The organism is Myxococcus sp. MH1, assembly GCF_059738865.1.
In genome coordinates, this window is record NZ_AP026947.1 from 6,314,883 (window position 1) to 6,330,577 (window position 15,695).

14 protein-coding genes are annotated in these 15,695 nt (G+C 69.5%); 3 read left to right on the forward strand and 11 right to left on the reverse strand.

Annotation, left to right across the window (positions count from 1 at the left end; genetic code table 11):
* Positions 1-51: 51 nt before the first annotated feature.
* Both AC6JA9_RS24395 and AC6JA9_RS24400 read right to left on the reverse strand, forming a co-directional pair.
* Complete coding sequence (locus tag AC6JA9_RS24395) at positions 52-618, reverse strand: hypothetical protein (protein ID WP_223747286.1); 567 nt, start codon at positions 616-618, stop codon at positions 52-54.
* Positions 619-626: 8 nt separating this feature from the next.
* On the reverse strand, positions 627-1,025 hold the full coding sequence (locus AC6JA9_RS24400) for a hypothetical protein (RefSeq protein WP_223747285.1): 399 nt from the start codon (positions 1,023-1,025) through the stop codon (positions 627-629).
* Between the two features lie 249 nt (positions 1,026-1,274).
* Between AC6JA9_RS24400 and AC6JA9_RS24405 the strand changes: the two genes are divergently transcribed.
* Positions 1,275-3,038, forward strand: a complete 1,764-nt coding sequence (locus AC6JA9_RS24405) for a HEAT repeat domain-containing protein (RefSeq protein WP_223747284.1) — start codon at positions 1,275-1,277, stop codon at positions 3,036-3,038.
* 3 nt (positions 3,039-3,041) lie between these two features.
* On the forward strand, positions 3,042-4,352 hold the full coding sequence (locus AC6JA9_RS24410) for an HD-GYP domain-containing protein (RefSeq protein WP_223747283.1): 1,311 nt from the start codon (positions 3,042-3,044) through the stop codon (positions 4,350-4,352).
* Here the strand turns inward: AC6JA9_RS24410 and AC6JA9_RS24415 are convergent.
* The 7 genes from AC6JA9_RS24415 to AC6JA9_RS24445 all read right to left on the reverse strand — a co-directional run bounded on the left by AC6JA9_RS24415 (position 4,333) and on the right by AC6JA9_RS24445 (position 11,482).
* Entirely contained in the window at positions 4,333-5,367 is a 1,035-nt protein-coding gene (locus AC6JA9_RS24415; protein WP_223747282.1) for an RluA family pseudouridine synthase, read from the reverse strand. The two genes, AC6JA9_RS24410 and AC6JA9_RS24415, sit on opposite strands and share 20 nt — an antisense overlap.
* Before the next feature lie 10 nt (positions 5,368-5,377).
* Positions 5,378-5,641: a hypothetical protein gene (locus tag AC6JA9_RS24420; protein ID WP_046714254.1), complete on the reverse strand. Its 264-nt coding sequence runs from the start codon at positions 5,639-5,641 to the stop codon at positions 5,378-5,380.
* 84 nt (positions 5,642-5,725) lie between these two features.
* On the reverse strand, positions 5,726-7,714 hold the full coding sequence (locus AC6JA9_RS24425) for a helix-turn-helix domain-containing protein (RefSeq protein WP_497957932.1): 1,989 nt from the start codon (positions 7,712-7,714) through the stop codon (positions 5,726-5,728).
* Positions 7,711-8,661, reverse strand: a complete 951-nt coding sequence (locus AC6JA9_RS24430) for a P-loop NTPase (RefSeq protein WP_370640343.1) — start codon at positions 8,659-8,661, stop codon at positions 7,711-7,713. The genes AC6JA9_RS24425 and AC6JA9_RS24430 overlap by 4 nt, the downstream gene beginning before the upstream one ends.
* 217 nt (positions 8,662-8,878) lie before the next feature.
* Entirely contained in the window at positions 8,879-9,472 is a 594-nt protein-coding gene (locus tag AC6JA9_RS24435) for an HNH endonuclease (RefSeq protein ID WP_015350138.1), read from the reverse strand.
* A complete protein-coding gene (gene selA / locus AC6JA9_RS24440) occupies positions 9,469-10,866 on the reverse strand; it encodes an L-seryl-tRNA(Sec) selenium transferase (protein WP_223747279.1) in 1,398 nt (465 codons plus the stop codon). Before selA ends, AC6JA9_RS24435 begins: the two co-directional genes overlap by 4 nt.
* Positions 10,867-10,972: 106 nt before the next feature.
* Positions 10,973-11,482: a GNAT family N-acetyltransferase gene (locus tag AC6JA9_RS24445; RefSeq protein WP_223747278.1), complete on the reverse strand. Its 510-nt coding sequence runs from the start codon at positions 11,480-11,482 to the stop codon at positions 10,973-10,975.
* 90 nt (positions 11,483-11,572) lie between these two features.
* On the opposite strand from AC6JA9_RS24445, the gene AC6JA9_RS24450 reads away from it, so the two are divergent.
* Positions 11,573-11,911 (forward strand): tellurite resistance TerB family protein, encoded by a 339-nt coding sequence (locus tag AC6JA9_RS24450; protein WP_223747277.1) that lies wholly within the window; start codon positions 11,573-11,575, stop codon positions 11,909-11,911.
* A 60-nt stretch (positions 11,912-11,971) separates the two neighbouring features.
* Here the strand turns inward: AC6JA9_RS24450 and AC6JA9_RS24455 are convergent, their stop codons facing one another.
* Together AC6JA9_RS24455 and AC6JA9_RS24460 are read right to left on the reverse strand one after the other, a co-directional pair.
* Positions 11,972-12,511, reverse strand: a complete 540-nt coding sequence (locus AC6JA9_RS24455; RefSeq protein WP_223747276.1) for a hypothetical protein — start codon at positions 12,509-12,511, stop codon at positions 11,972-11,974.
* A 173-nt stretch (positions 12,512-12,684) separates the two neighbouring features.
* Positions 12,685-15,558: a CBM96 family carbohydrate-binding protein gene (locus AC6JA9_RS24460; protein WP_408890154.1), complete on the reverse strand. Its 2,874-nt coding sequence runs from the start codon at positions 15,556-15,558 to the stop codon at positions 12,685-12,687.
* Positions 15,559-15,695 lie beyond the last annotated feature (137 nt).

Sequence of the window (15,695 nt, forward strand, 5' to 3'; positions counted from 1 at the left end):
GACTCCTGAGCCGTGTGACGTTCGACTGCTCGAAGCGAAGTGAAGCGGGCGCTACGGAAGACCATCGGCATCCGGAGCGGGGATGAGCCGGTCCTGGTTGATGGCGACGATGAGCTGCTTGCGGAGCGCGTCGGCCTCGGGACGGCCTCGAAGGTGGGCGAGCTCGCGCCGAATCTCGAGCACGTCCTGCGCAGTCATGCGTCCGCTGGAGACCACCCGGTCCACCATCGTGCCCACCCGCGTTGCCGACTCGCGCTGCTCGGAGGACAGCTCCGGCACGGAAGGCGCGGACGCCTCGGGCTCACCGGCCCCCACGACGGGCCCTCCTGACGCCTTCAGCAACGTGGCCACCCGCAGGGCCATGGCCTCCAGCTCTTCCCCGGAGAGGCGCCCCTGCCCGGAGGCCACTGGGGAGGACGCGCCCACCATCAAGCCAGCCCCCGCGGCGTGAGCACGAGACTCCAGTGCCCGGCGCAGCGCCCCCACCTCATCCGTGAGCTGCTCCACGCGCTGCTCCTGGAACTGCTGCGCCTGGCTCACCGCGAGCCAGCACCCCAATGCGCACCCCACCGCCGTGGTCAGGCTCGGAAGCCAGCCCTGAAACACCTGGGTGTTCATGAGATGGCTCAGAAATTCGAGTACTGGCTGCCGTTGATCAGGAACAACGAATAGCAGCTCCCCCCGGCCGACCAGTAGATGGAGAAGAAGCCCTCGTGGTTCATGGCCTTGTTCCAGTGAGCCCCTGTCACCGCGTCGGGCGTGCAGCTGAAGTACTCCGTCGTCGCGCCCGTGGTGAGCGCCGCGTAGAAGTACGGCGCCGCGTTGCTGGACCGTGAGAAGAGCGCCTGCGTGTTGGCGCCGGCGTGATTGCGGAAGCCGAGGAGGCTGCCCTGGCACCGGCCAGAGCCATCCGCGTTCTTGTAACAATGGGCTGACTCCGTCGTGAAACCAGCGAGGACCGCGGGCGCGGCCAGCAACGTCGCGACACAGCAGGCCGAGGCTCCGCGCTTCAAGAGACGATGCATGTGAACTCCTCCAATGGAGGCCAGTTCCCTGGCCCCTCGAAAGGAAGCCTAGCGAGCACGTCTGACGCACTGCTTCGGAGCAAGGCCACGGAGCCCGGCACCCGGCTCTTACTCGGGAATCCCTGTGCGCGCGTGTCGGGGTAGACCCATCTCCCTCCAAGTCCCCGAAGTTCCTACCGCCGCCGGCTGGGGCTTCGGAGGATTTCGGAGTAGGCTGGTGATACCGCCCGAGCGGAGAGTTGCAGACGCATGGCCCAGCCCCAAAAGACCCAGGACGCGAGCACGGACGCCGAGCAGTCCCCGGAGGTCCGAGAGAAGGTGGAGATGGCGCGCACGTTCGCGTTCCATCTCCTCAAGGGCATCAAGCAGATCGGCATGTACCGCCACAACGAGGCTCGCTTCCCCGAGTTCCTCTCGAAGGCGTTGGAGGCCATCTCCCAGTACACGGAGAAGTTCGGACCGCTGTCGTTGAAGGTGGAGCAGCAGAACCTCACGCTCCACAACGACTCGCTCTTCTCGGAAGACACGCCGCTCCCCTACAAGTTCTACCGCGACGGCATCCGTCAGCTCATCTTCCGCCCCGGCCTCACGGTGGAGGAGCTGACCACCTTCACGCTCATCTCCCTGTCCGAGCCCGAGCGCGGCGCGGACGACGTGCTGGCGCAGCTGTGGCGCGCGGGCATGGAGCACGTGGAGTACGTGGTGGTGGAAGGCTTCTCCATGGAGAACGCCAGCGAGGAGGAGGTGCAGGTCGAGGTGGACAAGGTGGTGGGCTACCTCTACTCGCGCCTGCAGACGAACTCGGATGACTACCTGCGCTTCGCGCGCGTGTCCGCGGAGGACCTGGACGCGAAGATGGACGGCGTGGAGCAGATCCGCGGCCTGGTCGTCGGCGGGCGCCACGCGTCGGACGAGCTGAAGGCGCGGCTGCAGCGCGAGGTGATGGAGGAGGAGGGCTCGCGGCTGTTCCCCAAGCTGGTGAGCGCCGTGTTCCAGGTCGTCGAAGGAGGCGTGGAGGACGGCACGCTGCTCGAGGAGATCTTCGTGCAGCTGCTCGACATGCTCCTGCTCCAGGACGACTTCGGCACCATCAATCAAATCGTCCTCAAGCTGCGCGCGCTGTCGCAGAAGGACGGCGGACAGTCGCTGGAGAAGCTGCTGGAGTCCTTCCTGCACAGGATGGGCGAGGAGCAGCGGCTGATGCGCCTGGGCGAGTCGCTCAAGGGCGCGCGGCCCAAGCAGCCGCAGGACGTGACGCGCTACCTGCAGGCCCTGGGGCGCGACTCCGTCATCCCGCTGCTCACCGTGCTGGAGACGCTGGAGATTCCCGAGAACCGCGCGCTGCTCTGCGACGCGCTGGCCATCGTCGCGCGGGACACGCCGGAGCCCTTCGTGGCGCGGCTCACGTCGGACCGTCCGCAGACGGTGCGCGACATGGTCTACATCCTGGAGAAGAGCAACCACCCCGAGCGCATCAAGATGTTCGGCCAGGTTCTCAAGAGCCCCAACCTGGTGGTGAAGCTGGAGGTGCTCGGCATCATCGGCCGCGGCCGCACCGGCGAGGCGCGCCGGCTGGTGGCCGAGGCCCTGGCGGACCCCGTCTCCCAGGTGCGCATGCTCGCCGCGCGGATGCTGCCGGAGTTCGACCGGGACAAGGCGTACTCGGACCTGATGCGCCTCATCCGCGAGCCGGCCTTCGACAAGAAGACGCCCGACGAGCGCACGGCCTTCTACGCGGCGGTGGGCGCCACGGGCACGCCGGGCGCGCTCTCGCACATGCAGCAGCTGCTCGCCGTGAAGCCGTCCCTGCTCAACAAGAAGCGGGTGCTGGAGGACAAGCTGCTGGCCGTGGCGGGGCTGGCGGGCGCGTGCTCCATCCAGAGCTACAAGATGTTGCAGGCCGTCGTCGAGGACCGCAACCAGCCGGTGGAGCTGCTCACCGCGGGTCGCAAGGCGATGTATCAGACACGCAAGGCGCTGTTCGGGGACTCGGCACTGCCGGAGGAGAACTGAGCGATGGCCGAGAATCTGAAAATCACCCAGAGCCAGGACGAGAACACCAGCGAGTTCGGGCGCGAGCACAACGAGAAGCTCCAGTCGCTCTCGCGCGCCATGGTGGCCGGCCTCTACATGCTCGTGCGCTCGGTGAAGATGTATGACCCCGAGAACGCCGTCTTCCAGAAGCCGCTGCACCAGCTCCAGGACATCATCAATCAAATCATCGGCAAGGAAGGCCGGCTGGAGCTCGCGGGCGTCAAGGACTCGTTCTACCTGAACGGCATGCTGGTGAAGGTGGACCTCAACTCCATCGAGAACCAGCGCTACCTGCTCGCCGAGATGCGCGGCAAGGACGTGGGCGGCTTCACCCTCACCAAGCCGGTGACGGTGCCGGAGCTGAAGAACTTCATCTGGATCTTCAGCAAGGAGCAGACGGCCCAGTCGGAGGAGGACGGACTGTCCGGCCGCAAGCTGCTCAACATGCGCGTGGCCAAGTTCTCCAAGCTCAAGGAGAAGCTGGACAAGGACATGAACAACCCGGGCGACCAGAAGGTCGATCGCAAGAAGTACGCGATGACCGTCTACGCCCGCTCGGTGTTCTTCCTCAGCAAGTACCTGGAGTCGGTGCGCGCCGGAAAGCCCATCAACGCCTCCAAGGCGCTGCGGCTGGTGCAGGACTTCGTGGACATCAGCTACGACCAGCGCACGCACTTTTTGGGCATGACGACGATGCGGCGCGAGGACGAGTACCTCGTGTACCACCAGGTCAACGTGTGCCTGATGAGCATCGTCTTCGGCGCGGAGCTGGGGCTGACGAAGCCGCAGCTGCGTGATTTGGGCTACATCGCGCTGTTCCACGACGCGGGCATGACGACGCTGCCGGAGGAGCTGGCCACCAAGCGCGGGGCGCTCACGCCCGAGGAGCGCGTGGCGGTGCAGCGCGCGCCGCTCATCTCCGTGCGCAACATCCTCATGGAGAAGGGCTTCAGCCGCTCCACGCTGCTGCGCGTGGTGACGACGTTCGAGCACAAGACGGACTTCGGCACCGCGGTGCGCGACTCACGCGGCAACATCCAGATGATCATCCCCAAGACGAACCTGGGGGCATACGCGAAGATCATCGCCATCTGCGACGCGTACGACGCGCTCACGTCCAAGCGCCCGTACCGGGATGCCTACGGACCGGAAGTGGCCTTGATGCTGATGTGGACGGAGATGCGCAACAAGTTCGACCCCGAGCTGCTCGAGGTCTTCATGCGCGTCATGGCCATCCAGCCGGTGAAGGTGCTGAGCAAGCGCCAGCAGTCGCTCAGCGTTTCCGGGCTGTAGCCGCGCGCTTCTTCGTCGCCGCCTTCTTGCGAGCGGGGGCCTTCTGCTTCGCCTCCGCCACCGGGGGCGCTTCCGGGCCTCCGAGCAGCGTGAGCGCCGCGGCGAAGTCCTCCGGAATCGGCGCCTCCAGCGACAGCGCCTTGCCCGTGCGCGGGTGCGCGAAGGCCAGCTTCCACGCGTGCAGGGCCTGACGTCCCAGGCGCTCCTGCGCGGCGGCGGCCTCGCCCTTGGGCTTGCGGCCCGCGCCGTAGAGGGTGTCTCCCAGCAGCGGGTGGCCCGACTCGGCCAGGTGCACGCGGATCTGGTGCGTGCGGCCGGTGAGCAGGTCCACCTCCACCAGGGCCGCGCCGTCGAAGGCCTGGAGCACGCGGAACAGGGTGATGGCGGGCTTGCCCTCGCGCACCTTGCCGGTGAAGCGCTGGCGGTGCACGGGGTGGCGGCCGTAGAGCGTCTCGATGCGGCCTTCCGCCGGGGGGACGCCGTGCACGAGGGCCAGGTACGTCTTGGAGACCTCGCGCCCCTTGAAGGACTTCTGGAGCGCGACGAGGGCCTGCTCGTTCTTGGCCACCACGAGGCAGCCGGTGGTGTCCTTGTCGAGCCGGTGGACGATGCCCGGGCGCAGCTCGCCGCCGACGCCGGCCAGGTCCTTCACGCGGTGCAGGAGCGCGTTGACCAGGGTGCCGGAGGCGTGGCCCGCGCCGGGGTGCACCACCATGCCCGCGGCCTTGTCCACCACCACGAGGTCCTTGTCCTCGTGGAGCAGGGACAGCGGCAGCTCCTCGGCCTCCGGAAGGGCGGCCACGGGCGGCGGGACATGGAGGGTGAGCGTGTCGCCACCGCGCAGCCGCATCGCCGCCTTCACGGGCTTGCCGGCGACGAGCACGTGCCCGTCGTCGATGAGTCCCCGGATGCGGGAGCGGGTCAGGTCGGTGAAGACGCCCGCGAGATACTGGTCGATGCGCTCTCCGCGGGCTTCCGGCGGGGCGCGATGCTCTCGCGTGTCGGGCGCTGCCACGGGGGGCGGACTACCAGATCTTCGACTTCACGTGCGCCTTGGAGCGCAGGACGATGTCGTTGATGGCGCGCTCGAAGAAGTTCGCCGTGGTGAAGACTTCCTGGCTGACGCGGCTCTTGTAGAGCTCTCGGCCCTCCTCCAGCTCCTCCTTGAGGACCTCGAAGAGGTTGTCCTGCTCGATACCCTTGATGATCTTCTGCTCGTTGTAGAGCGAGATATCCGAGGCAATCGCACGGGCGAGCCGCATCGCCTTGATCTTTTCCTCGTCCGTCATCGTCTTTCCTACATAGGCACCGCTCGGAGGGGAGTCAACTTTCCTTGTGGTACGAGCAAAAGTCGGCACCCCTCCAGGGCGGCGTCATTTCTTGCCTGACTTCTCAGAAGCCAAGGCCAGGTAGCTCCTGGACACCCGGAGCGGATCCAACCCCAGCTCGCGGGCGAGGTTCATGAGGATGCCCCGGAGGTAGACCTGCGCGGGCAGCGCCGTGTAGCGGTCCGCCTCCACGTTCTCCAGGTGGCGCGAGGAGATGCGGGTGCGGTCGGCGACCTGCTGGAGCGTGTAGCCCCGCGTCTCGCGGACGCGGCGCAGCAGCTCGCCGTTGAACTCGGCGTCGGCGGGGATGTCCGGCAGACGGGGACGAGGCTCGCGAGTCCTGGCGGCGACCTGCGCCAGCGCGGCCTCCGCCGTGGCGATGGCGGAGTCCTGGGCGAGCACCTGCGCCTCGCTCAACTGCCGCCCCGTCTGAACACGGTTCTGCGAGGGGGCCACGGGCGGCGGCGCCGTCGGTCCGACCGGACGCGTCACGGGGGGCGGCGCGGGCTCCGGAGCCCTGGCGGGCGTTCCAGCCACGACGATGGACGTCCCGGGCTCCGAGGGCTGGGTCGGCACCGACGCGGGGACGTCCGGGCTCGCGGCCACGGCGACGGGGGCCGGAGCGGGGCTCACCGTGGCGACGTGAGCCGGCGACGGTTCGGGCGCTGAGGCAGCGGGCGTCGCGTCCACCTGTGGCGCGACCACGGCCGGAGCCGAGGCGACGGGGGGCGTCGCGTCCACCTGTGGCGCGACCACGGCCGGAGCCGAGGCGACGGGGGGCGTCGACTCCACCGGCGGCGCGACCACGGCCGGAGCCGAGGCGACGGGGGGCGTCGACTCCACCGGCGGCGCGACCACGGCCGGAGCCGAGGCGACGGGGGGCGTCGACTCCACCGGCGGCGCGACCACAGCTGGCGCCGAGGCAACAGGATTCGCCTCCACCTGCGGCGCGACCACGGCCGGTGCCGAGGCAACAGGAGTCGTCTCCACCTGCGGCGCGACCACAACCGGCGCCGAGGCAACAGGAGTCGCCTCCACCTGCGGCGCGACCACGGCCGGTGCTGCGACAACGGGCGCCGGCTCCGCGGGCGGCGTGACCGCGACCGGTGCCGAGGCAACAGGCGTCGCCCCCACCTGCGGCGCAACCACGGCCGGCGCCGAGGCAACCGGAGCCACGACAGGGGCCGCTTCCACGGGAGGGACGTCCCCAACCGGCGCCGAGCTCACAGGCGAGGAGAACGCGACCGGCGGCGCGGCCACAGGGACAGACTCGACCGGTGGCGCCACCACGGCCGGTGCCGAGGCAACAGGCGCGGGGACCGAGGACGAGCCTCCGGTCGAGACCGAGGCAACGGGGACGGACGCCGCCGACGGAGAGGACTCGGTCGGTATCGGGGCGACAGGCGCCGACGGGGCAGCGGGGACAGGAGCGGACCCCACCGACTGCGCGACCCCGGGCGCGGCAACTGGAGCCGACTCCACCGAGGCGCCCCCCTGCTCCATGGCGCCCACGGCCTTCGAGCTGGACGACACGGGCCCCGGCTCCGCCGCCGGGGCCTGCGCCTCCGCGCCCACGCTCAGCGAGGCGGGCACATCCACCAGCCCACCGACGAGCGGCGCGGTCTGCAGGGAGCTCGTCACATACGACAGCGAGTAGCCGCTGACGAAGCTCGCCCGGAACGCCTCGGGCCCGCTCAGGGCCGGGGCCTCGTCCTCGGACGCGCGCTTCTTCTTCCCCTCCGCCACCGCGCTCGCCAGCGCCTCGGCCGCCTTCACCGTGCCCCACGGCGCCGGCAGCCCCAGGTCGCGGTCATACTCACCGCGCAGGTCGCCATCGGTGAGGATCTCCATCGCCTCGGTCATCCGGGCGCGGAGCGCATCCACCTGGTCCGGCTCCACCAGCGCGTACACCGCGATGGAGTCCGGCGCATACAGCTCCATGAGTCGGGAGTACGCGGCGCGAATCTCCTCCATGGGCGCTGTGACCGGGACCTCCAGGAGCTCGTAATAGGTCTGCTGCGCGAAAGGCTTCATGGTGACGAGGAAGGGTCGGGGGTCGCGTCGAGGGCGAGCAGTCGTGAGGCGATACGTTGGATGGCCAGGGCGGCCGGGGCGTCGGGTCGTTCGATGAGCACGGGGCGCCGCTTGCGCACCGCGCGCCAGGCCTCATCGTCATACCGGATGGCGCCCAGGTCATCCATCGCGATGCCGAAGAACTTCTTCCACGCCGAGGCCACCGCCGCACCCACGTTCAGGTCCGCGTCCGTGCGCGCCTGGTTCACCACCAGCCGGATGCGGAACTCGGACAGCTCCCGCTCCAGTCGCTCCGCACCCACCGGGTCCTTGTTGCGCACCTGCGCCAGCACGTCATGCAACGTCCGCAGCGAGCCCTCCCGGGTGGTGAGCGCGCTGTCCACCAGGTCCTGGATGCCGTACTCCGCCTCCATCTGCTGCAGCCGCCGGAAGAACGCCGCCTTCGCGAAGCGGTACGCGTTCTCCACCGACGTCGGCTCCGGCAGCACCACCAACAACCCGTGGTCCGCCAGGATGAAGAAGTCGATGGTGTTGAAGCTGGTCCCCGCGCCCAGGTCCAGGATGAGGTAGTCCGCCGACGCGCCCATCAGCGTCTTGAGCAGCTTCTGCTTCTGCGCGTACTTGAGGTTCGCCGCGTCCAGCGCGTCCTGCGCGCCCGCGATGAGCGACAGCCGGGGCACCCCCGTGGGGACGATGACGTCCTCGAGCCGCGACTTGTTGCGCCTGAGGAAGTCCGACAGCGTCGCCTCCGGCTGCCCCACCCCCAGGCACGTGTGCAGGTTCGCTCCGCCCAGGTCCGCGTCCACCAGCAGCACGTTCAGCCCCGCCTGGGCCAGCGCCACGCCCAGGTTGGCGGACACCATCGACTTGCCGATGCCGCCCTTGCCACCGCCCACGGCGATGATGCGCCGGGGCCGCTGCCGAGCGCCGCCAGGCCCTGGGGCCACCGGCTCGGCGGTCGGGGTCCCCAGGGCACGGGCATCGGCCTGGGGCGCTCGCGTGGATTTGGACATGGGCAGGGGCATCAAAGCCCGTCCTACCGCCCGAGTCGACTCCCCGCCAATCCGTGGCCACTTCGTGGATCAACCCGAGCCATGACTCCCCCCGCGACACCCCATTTTACAGGGTTCGCCGGGCAGGCCGGTGAGCAAGCGCTCGGGCGCCCTACTCGTCCAGCAGCTCCACGTTCCAATACGAGGCATCCGCCAGGTGCAGGAACGGCAGCCACTCCTGATACGTCACCTTGCGCGTGGCGCCCCGGAACAACGGCGTCCAGCGCGGGCGCACCGGCTTCTTCAGGAGCCGCATGTCCGCCTGCTCCGGCGTGCGGCCCCCCTTCTTGAGATTGCAGGGCACACACGAGCACACGACGTTCTCCCACGTCGTCTTGCCACCCTGCGTGCGGGGCATGACGTGGTCCAGGTTCAGCTCGCTGCGCGGCAGGTTCTTGCCGCAGTACTGACAGGTGTCCGCGTCGCGCGCGTAGATGTTGAGCCGGGAGAAGCGCACCCGCCCTCGGGGCAGATGGTCATACGCGCTGAGCACCAGCACCCGGGGGACGCGGATGGTCCGGTTGATGGTGGTGATGCAGTCATTGGTGGCGCTCAGCGCCGCCCAATCATCGAACTCGTAGAGCCGGTACTGCGCGTCGATGGCCTTGGCGACGCCCTGATACAACAGGCTGAAGGCCCGCTTCACCGACGTGACATGCACCGGTTGGTAATACCGGTTGAGTACGAGGACGGCGCTGTTGATCATGGTGGTTTCCCGGGACTTGCGGTCGCCACCGCTTCGGCGACCGACCTGAGCTCCTCCTCCGCGAGACAGCGGACGTCGAGGACCACCTCGCCATCCGCGATCCTGCCAATAACCGGCATCCCGCCGGCGCGCAGGCGCTCGAGGAAAGATTCCGGTGCACCCACGTTGAGGATGCACGCAAAGGAAGGCAACCGGGCCAGCGGCATGGCGCCCCCGCCCACCTGTCCCACCACCCCGTCCACTCGGGCACTCACGCCTTGCTCGGCCAGCAAGTCCTGAAGCCGCAGCGCGCGGGCGCGCAGCTCCTGGGACGACTGGGCGAGCAGTCTGTACGTGGGCACGGCCCCTGGCTTGCCGTCCCGATACAACTCCAGCGTGGCCTCCAACGCGGCCACCGTCAGCTTGTCCACCCTCAACGCCCGGGTGAGCGGATGCGCCTTGATGCGCGCGAGCAACGCCGAGCGTCCCACCACCACGCCCGCCTGCGGCCCGCCCAACAGCTTGTCCCCCGAGAACGCCACCACATCCGCTCCCTCGGCGACCACCTCGGCCACCGTGGGCTCCTGTCCCATCCCCTCTCCCACCATGGGGACCAGCGCCCCCGAACCCAGGTCCTGGAACACGGGCACCCCGCGCTCCCGGCCCAGCGTCGCGAGCGCTCCCACGCTCGCCTCCTCGGTGAAGCCCACCACCGCGAAGTTGGAGCGGTGCACCTTCACCAACAGGCCCGTGTCGTGGCCCACCGCGGCCGCGTAGTCGGACAGCCGCGTGCGGTTGGTGGTGCCCACCTCCACGAGCCGCGCGCCCGACTGCCGCATGACGTCCGGCACCCGGAAGCCTCCGCCAATCTCCACCAGCTCCCCGCGCGACACGACACACTCGCGGCCGGACGCCAGCGCGGCCAGCACGAGCAGCACCGCACCCGCGCAGTTGTTGACGACGAGCGCGTCCTCCGCGCCGGTGAGCTGACGCAAGAGCCCCACCACCGGCGCGTAGCGGCTGCCCCGCTCGCCCTCGTCCAGGTCGTACTCGAGGTTCGAATAGCCCCGCGCCACCTGGGCCACCCGCGCCACCGCCTCCGGCGCGAGCGGCGCGCGCCCCAGGTTGGTGTGCAGCACCACGCCCGTGGCGTTGAGCACCGCGCGCAGCCCCGGCGTGGACAGCGTGCTGAGCGCCTCGCCCACGTCCGCGTCGTCGAAGGGGCGCGGGTCGCCCTGGAGCAGGCGCGCGCGCACGCGGTCCACGGCCAGCCGCAGCGCGGACACGGCCCTGGCGCGGGGAACACCAGACAGCAGCGGTTCCAGCGACGGCCGTCGCAGGAGCTGCTCGATGGAGGGGAGTGCGCGCAGCAGCGCGTTCTTCCCGCCGTCTACGCTGTTCGACGGGGGGCCCACGCTCGCGAGTCTAGGAGACGCACGCCCCGCACGCCAAGCCAGCGGCGGTGTCAGCCAGGTGACGTCCCGCTCACGCGCGGGCGTCTTCCTGGATTCCCCGCTCGACTCACGGCGCCGTCAGATAGAGGCTGATCTCCTCGGTGGCGCCGGGCAGGCGCATGTGCCGCTCGAAGCGCAGGCCCATCCGCTCCAGCAGCTTGATGGAGCTGACGTTGTCCTTGGAGACGATGGCGGCGACGCGCGAAATCTTGTGGTCCTCCCGGGCGTGGCGCAGCACCGCCTCGGCGGCCTCCCGCGCGTAGCCCTGGCTCCAGTAGGCGGGCTTGAACGCGAAGCCGATGTCGGGGTGCTCCAGCGAGTCGCGCTTGAGCAGGCCGCACAACCCCATGGGCACGCCGTCCTGCCGGCCCTCCACCAGGTACAGCCCGTAGCCCAGCTGGGCGTACTGCGTCAGGGGCACGTTGGTGATGTAGTCGTGCGCGCCCTCGATAGTGCGCACGCCACGGTCTCCGATGAAGCGCAGCCACGCGGGCTCGTTCAACATCCCCAGGATGAAGGCGGCGTCCTCGTGCGTCACGCGACGCAGGACGAGCCGCTCCGTCTCCACCACTTTCATGAGAAGCTTTCTCCGCGAAGCCCGTGCACTTGTAGGAGCGATACATGTGTCGCGCCCACTCGCGAGCCCACCTCGGAGGATGTACCAAGGATGTCCACCGCCTCAAGCCCCGACGCCCGCTTCCAGATTGAAGTCCTCAAGCTGCTGCTCCAGGTCGCCAGCGGAGACGAGGGGGTCAGCCGGGAGGAGATCGACCACATCATGGCCACGGCCCGGGGGATGAGCGTTCCCCTGCCGGACCTGGAGCAGCTGGCGAAGTGCCTGCAGAACGGGACGCCGCTGCCCGCGCCCAACCTGGGCATCCTCAAGGCCGACCCGAAGGCCGTCATCGACGCGGCGCATGACCTCATCGCCAGCGACGGGCACATCCACCCGAGCGAAATCGAGATGCTGCGTCAGCTCCGCGAGCTGCTCGGCGTGGCGGCCTGACACCTCGGAGCAGGGCCACCGGGACGCATTGCGCGTCCCGGCGGTCTGCCTGCACGACGACTACGGGTCGACCTCGTCGACCTCCAGCTCACTGCCCGCGCCGCTCAGCAGCTCGAGCAGCTCCGCCGCGCCACCCTCGCTGTCGACCAGCGCCGTCAGCTTGCCGCCACCGAGGAACTGCATGATGAACTGCTTTTGCATCTCCGCCCGGCCACCCTGGACCTCGCCCAGGACGGTGAGCGTGTGCGGCTCGTCGTGTCCGACGACACGCTCGGAGATTTCACAGTTCCCCAGCACGAGCACGTTGGCGTGCAGCTCCGCCGTGCCGACCCGCAGGTCACCGAGGACGAGCATCCCGCCCGGCCCCTTCAACACCAGCGTCTCCACATCCACGTTCCCCGTCACCACCACGCAGTCGTTCGAGGCGAACGTCCGGGAGGTGTCCTTCAGGTTTTCGTGGAGGTCGATGCCATCCCGCAGCATCGAGAAGATATCGACGGGCGCGGCCAACAGGCCGTCCTCGTCCAACGTGGTGAGCTGCTCATCCGCGGCCTCGAGGGCCTCTGCACGATCTTGGAGCTTCTTGGGGAAAGGAGTCATGTACCCCTCCGTCCATATCGCGAATCCCGCTCCCGGGAAGCAGGAAGAGACCATCCCCCGCGAACATGACGAACGCGCGCCAATGGACAGGTGGCTCGCCTCGTCGCACCCCGGGCAGGTGACCGCCCGCCCGGACAAGCACGGACGGTCACAGCCCCGGAGTCACCCGTCGCTCACGGCCTCAGCTTGACGTGCAGCAGGTCCAGCCGGCGGGAGGTCGGCGTGTACCAGGTGCCATCCAGCTCGATGGCCCCCCCCAGGTCCCCCGTCAGCACCACCCCGCCCGTCACCGCCGTCAGCCGGGGGGACTGGAGCGGCTCGAACACCCTCACCCAGCGCGTCTGCAGCGTCGACGAGAAGCTGGCCACGGTGGGTCGCTGTGGCGCCACCGTCTCCGGCAGCCCCACGGAGCCCAGCCCCAACAGGCCGCCGTGCCCCGCCTGGACCGTGAACAGGTTCCCGTTGGCGTCCGCGACCAGCGAGCCCAGGCCATAGGAGCTCGTCGTGCTCAGCGGGAACTGCCGCAGCGTCAGCTCCGCGCCCGTGGAGGTGAGCCTGCCGAGGATCGCCTCGCGGGGACCATCGTAGTTGTCGTCCGGCTCCGCGCTGACATACGGGGTCCCCGCGAAGGTGAAGCGGCCGTCGAAGTCGCCCGTGAAGGCCACGCCCCCATCCGGCAAGACCGCCACCTGGTACAGGTCCGCGAACACCGTGTCGTAGGACGTCGGCAGCAGCCAGTGCCACTGGTGGTCGCCCGTCACGCTCCAGCGCGCCACGAACACTCCACCCCGCGCGAGCGCGCCCGCGCCGAAGTCGGTGCCCGGTCCGGCCCAGCCGCCCACGGTGATGTTCTCCTGCGCGTCCACCGCGACGCTCACCGCCTGGGTGCCCCGCATGGCGCTCGTCTTCAGCACGCGCGCCCACTGGTAGGCGCCGTCCCACTGGAGCTTGAGGACGAAGGAGTTCGGGTACTCGTCGTCGTAGGGGAACGGCTTGCCGGCGTCGACCTCGCCGCCACCGAAGTCCGTCTTCCCCCAGAAGCCGCCCGTCACCACCGCGCTGCCGTGCGCGTCCGTCGCCAGGTCGTGCACGAACATGGGATTGTCGAGCAGCTCGTCGTCCATGCGGAACCACGCCGTGTAGCCCCGCGTCCAGTCCACCGCGCCCGACGGCGTCAGCTTCATCACGAACATGCCCGTGCCCCGGGGCAGCGCGCCCTTGCCCAGGTCCGGCGTGCCCCGGTACTCACCGGCGACGAGCACGTTGCCCAGCGTCGTCACCGTCACCTTGCGGAACTCCACGCCCGGCTGGGCGAACGTCAGTCGCCACGCCACCGAGCCATCCGCCCGGTGCAGCGTCACCACATCCGTCTGCTCGGCCCAGGACTCGCCGTCCCGCGTCTGCTCCTGCGTGCCCACGACGGCGAAGCCACCGTCCGGCGCGGGCGCCGTGTCCCGCGCGCGCTCGGCCGAGGCGTTGTTCGTCTGCTTCACCCACGCCGTCGTCCCCGAGGGCTGCGTGCCCCGGTACGAGCAGAACGGCGCGCTCTCCGTGACGACGACCAGCCGGGGCGCCGCGTCCAGGAGCCCCTTCGCGCTCGCGTCCCCCGTCGCGAAGCTCAATCCCTTGGAGGAGTCGGCGAGCAGCCCGAAGGCGTACCGCCCCGAGGCCGTCACCACGCTCGTCACGTCGTACTCCACCCACTGGTCCTTCTTCACCGCGCCCGCGTCCCCCACCAGGTCCGTCACCGCGGGCGGGTGCTGCCAGGTCGCGGCGGCCGGGTCGAACGGCTGCGCCTGGTAGAGCAGCGGCCCGTTGTCCGTCGCCTCCAGGGCGTAGAGCTGGAGCAGCACGCGGCGCACCGGCGTCGCGTCGAGCTGGACGTCGAACTCCAGGAAGCCGCTCAGCCCCGGCGAGCCATCCACGCGCATCGACGCCTCGCGGTGGAACGTCGTCGTCGGACGCTCCGCGCTCACATAGGTGTCATGCCGGAGCTCGCTCACCTTCGAGAGCAGCTCCCGACGCGTCATGCACGCATCCGTCGGCGCGGCCCTGGGCGCCCCCGTCCACACCAGCAGCCGCGGGCCTCCACCCCCGGACCAGGACTCCTTCGAGTGGAAGAGCATCGCGTCACCCGACGTCCCGTACACGCCGAAGGTGAAGTTGCCGTTGCCACGCACCAGGTCCGTCACCTCGTAGTCCACGTACCCGGATGGCGCCAGGTAGGGCAGCCGGTCGACCTCCGCGCCCACCTTCGTGGGGCGGGTGTTCCAGGAGACGCTCATCTCGCTCCAGGGCCCCTGCGTGGCGTAGACCGCCGGTCCACCCGTCGTCCCATCCAGGCCCACGTGCATCCGCAGCACCGCGCGCTGCACCGACTCCGTCAGGCCCAGCACGTCGAAGCGCAGGTGCACCTCGCGGTCGGGCGACTGCCCCACCCGCAGGTCCGTGGCGAAACCGCCCTCGGTGGACGTCGGCGCGTCGGCGGAGACATACGTGTCGTCGCTCGCGGTGAAGACCACCGGAGGGCTCGACACCGTGATGGGCAGCGCGGGGTGCGGGGGGTGGTCGTCCGCGGACTGGACGGTGAGGACCAGCTGGGGACGCAGTGACGTGTTCGGATGCTCGCTCGACGCAATCGTCACGCCGTCCGTGCTGTCGGCCACCAGGTGGACGTCCGTGAAGGCGCTCGTGGAGATGTGCATCCCGGTGATGTCCAGCTCGATCCACGTGCCACTGGCCACCGCCCCCGCGCTGCTCAACGCGGAGAACCCATCCCGGGTCGGCCGCGTGTTCCAGGTCGTCAGCTCGTTCCAGGCCCGCCCCCCGATGCGAGGGTCATGCGCCGTGGGCCCGTCCGCCGAGCCATCCAAGGCATACACCCGCAACCGGGCCGTGGTGATGGTGCCGTCCACCGGAGCGACATAGAAGCGCAGGTACGCCTCCGACTCGGGTGACTGGTCCACCTCCATCGTCGGCTGCGAGCCGAAGCTCGTCGCCGGCGAGGCCGCCGACACATACGTATCCGCCGCCGCCACGATCGCCACCGTCTGCGTGACGAGCTCCTGCTCGTGGCTCCCCGTCTCCGGGTCAACCCCTGCTCCTGGTTGGGCACCTCCACACCCATTCAGGAAGAAAAGTGCCACTCCCAGACTCCAACCCACTGCGCCAACTGTCCACCGTT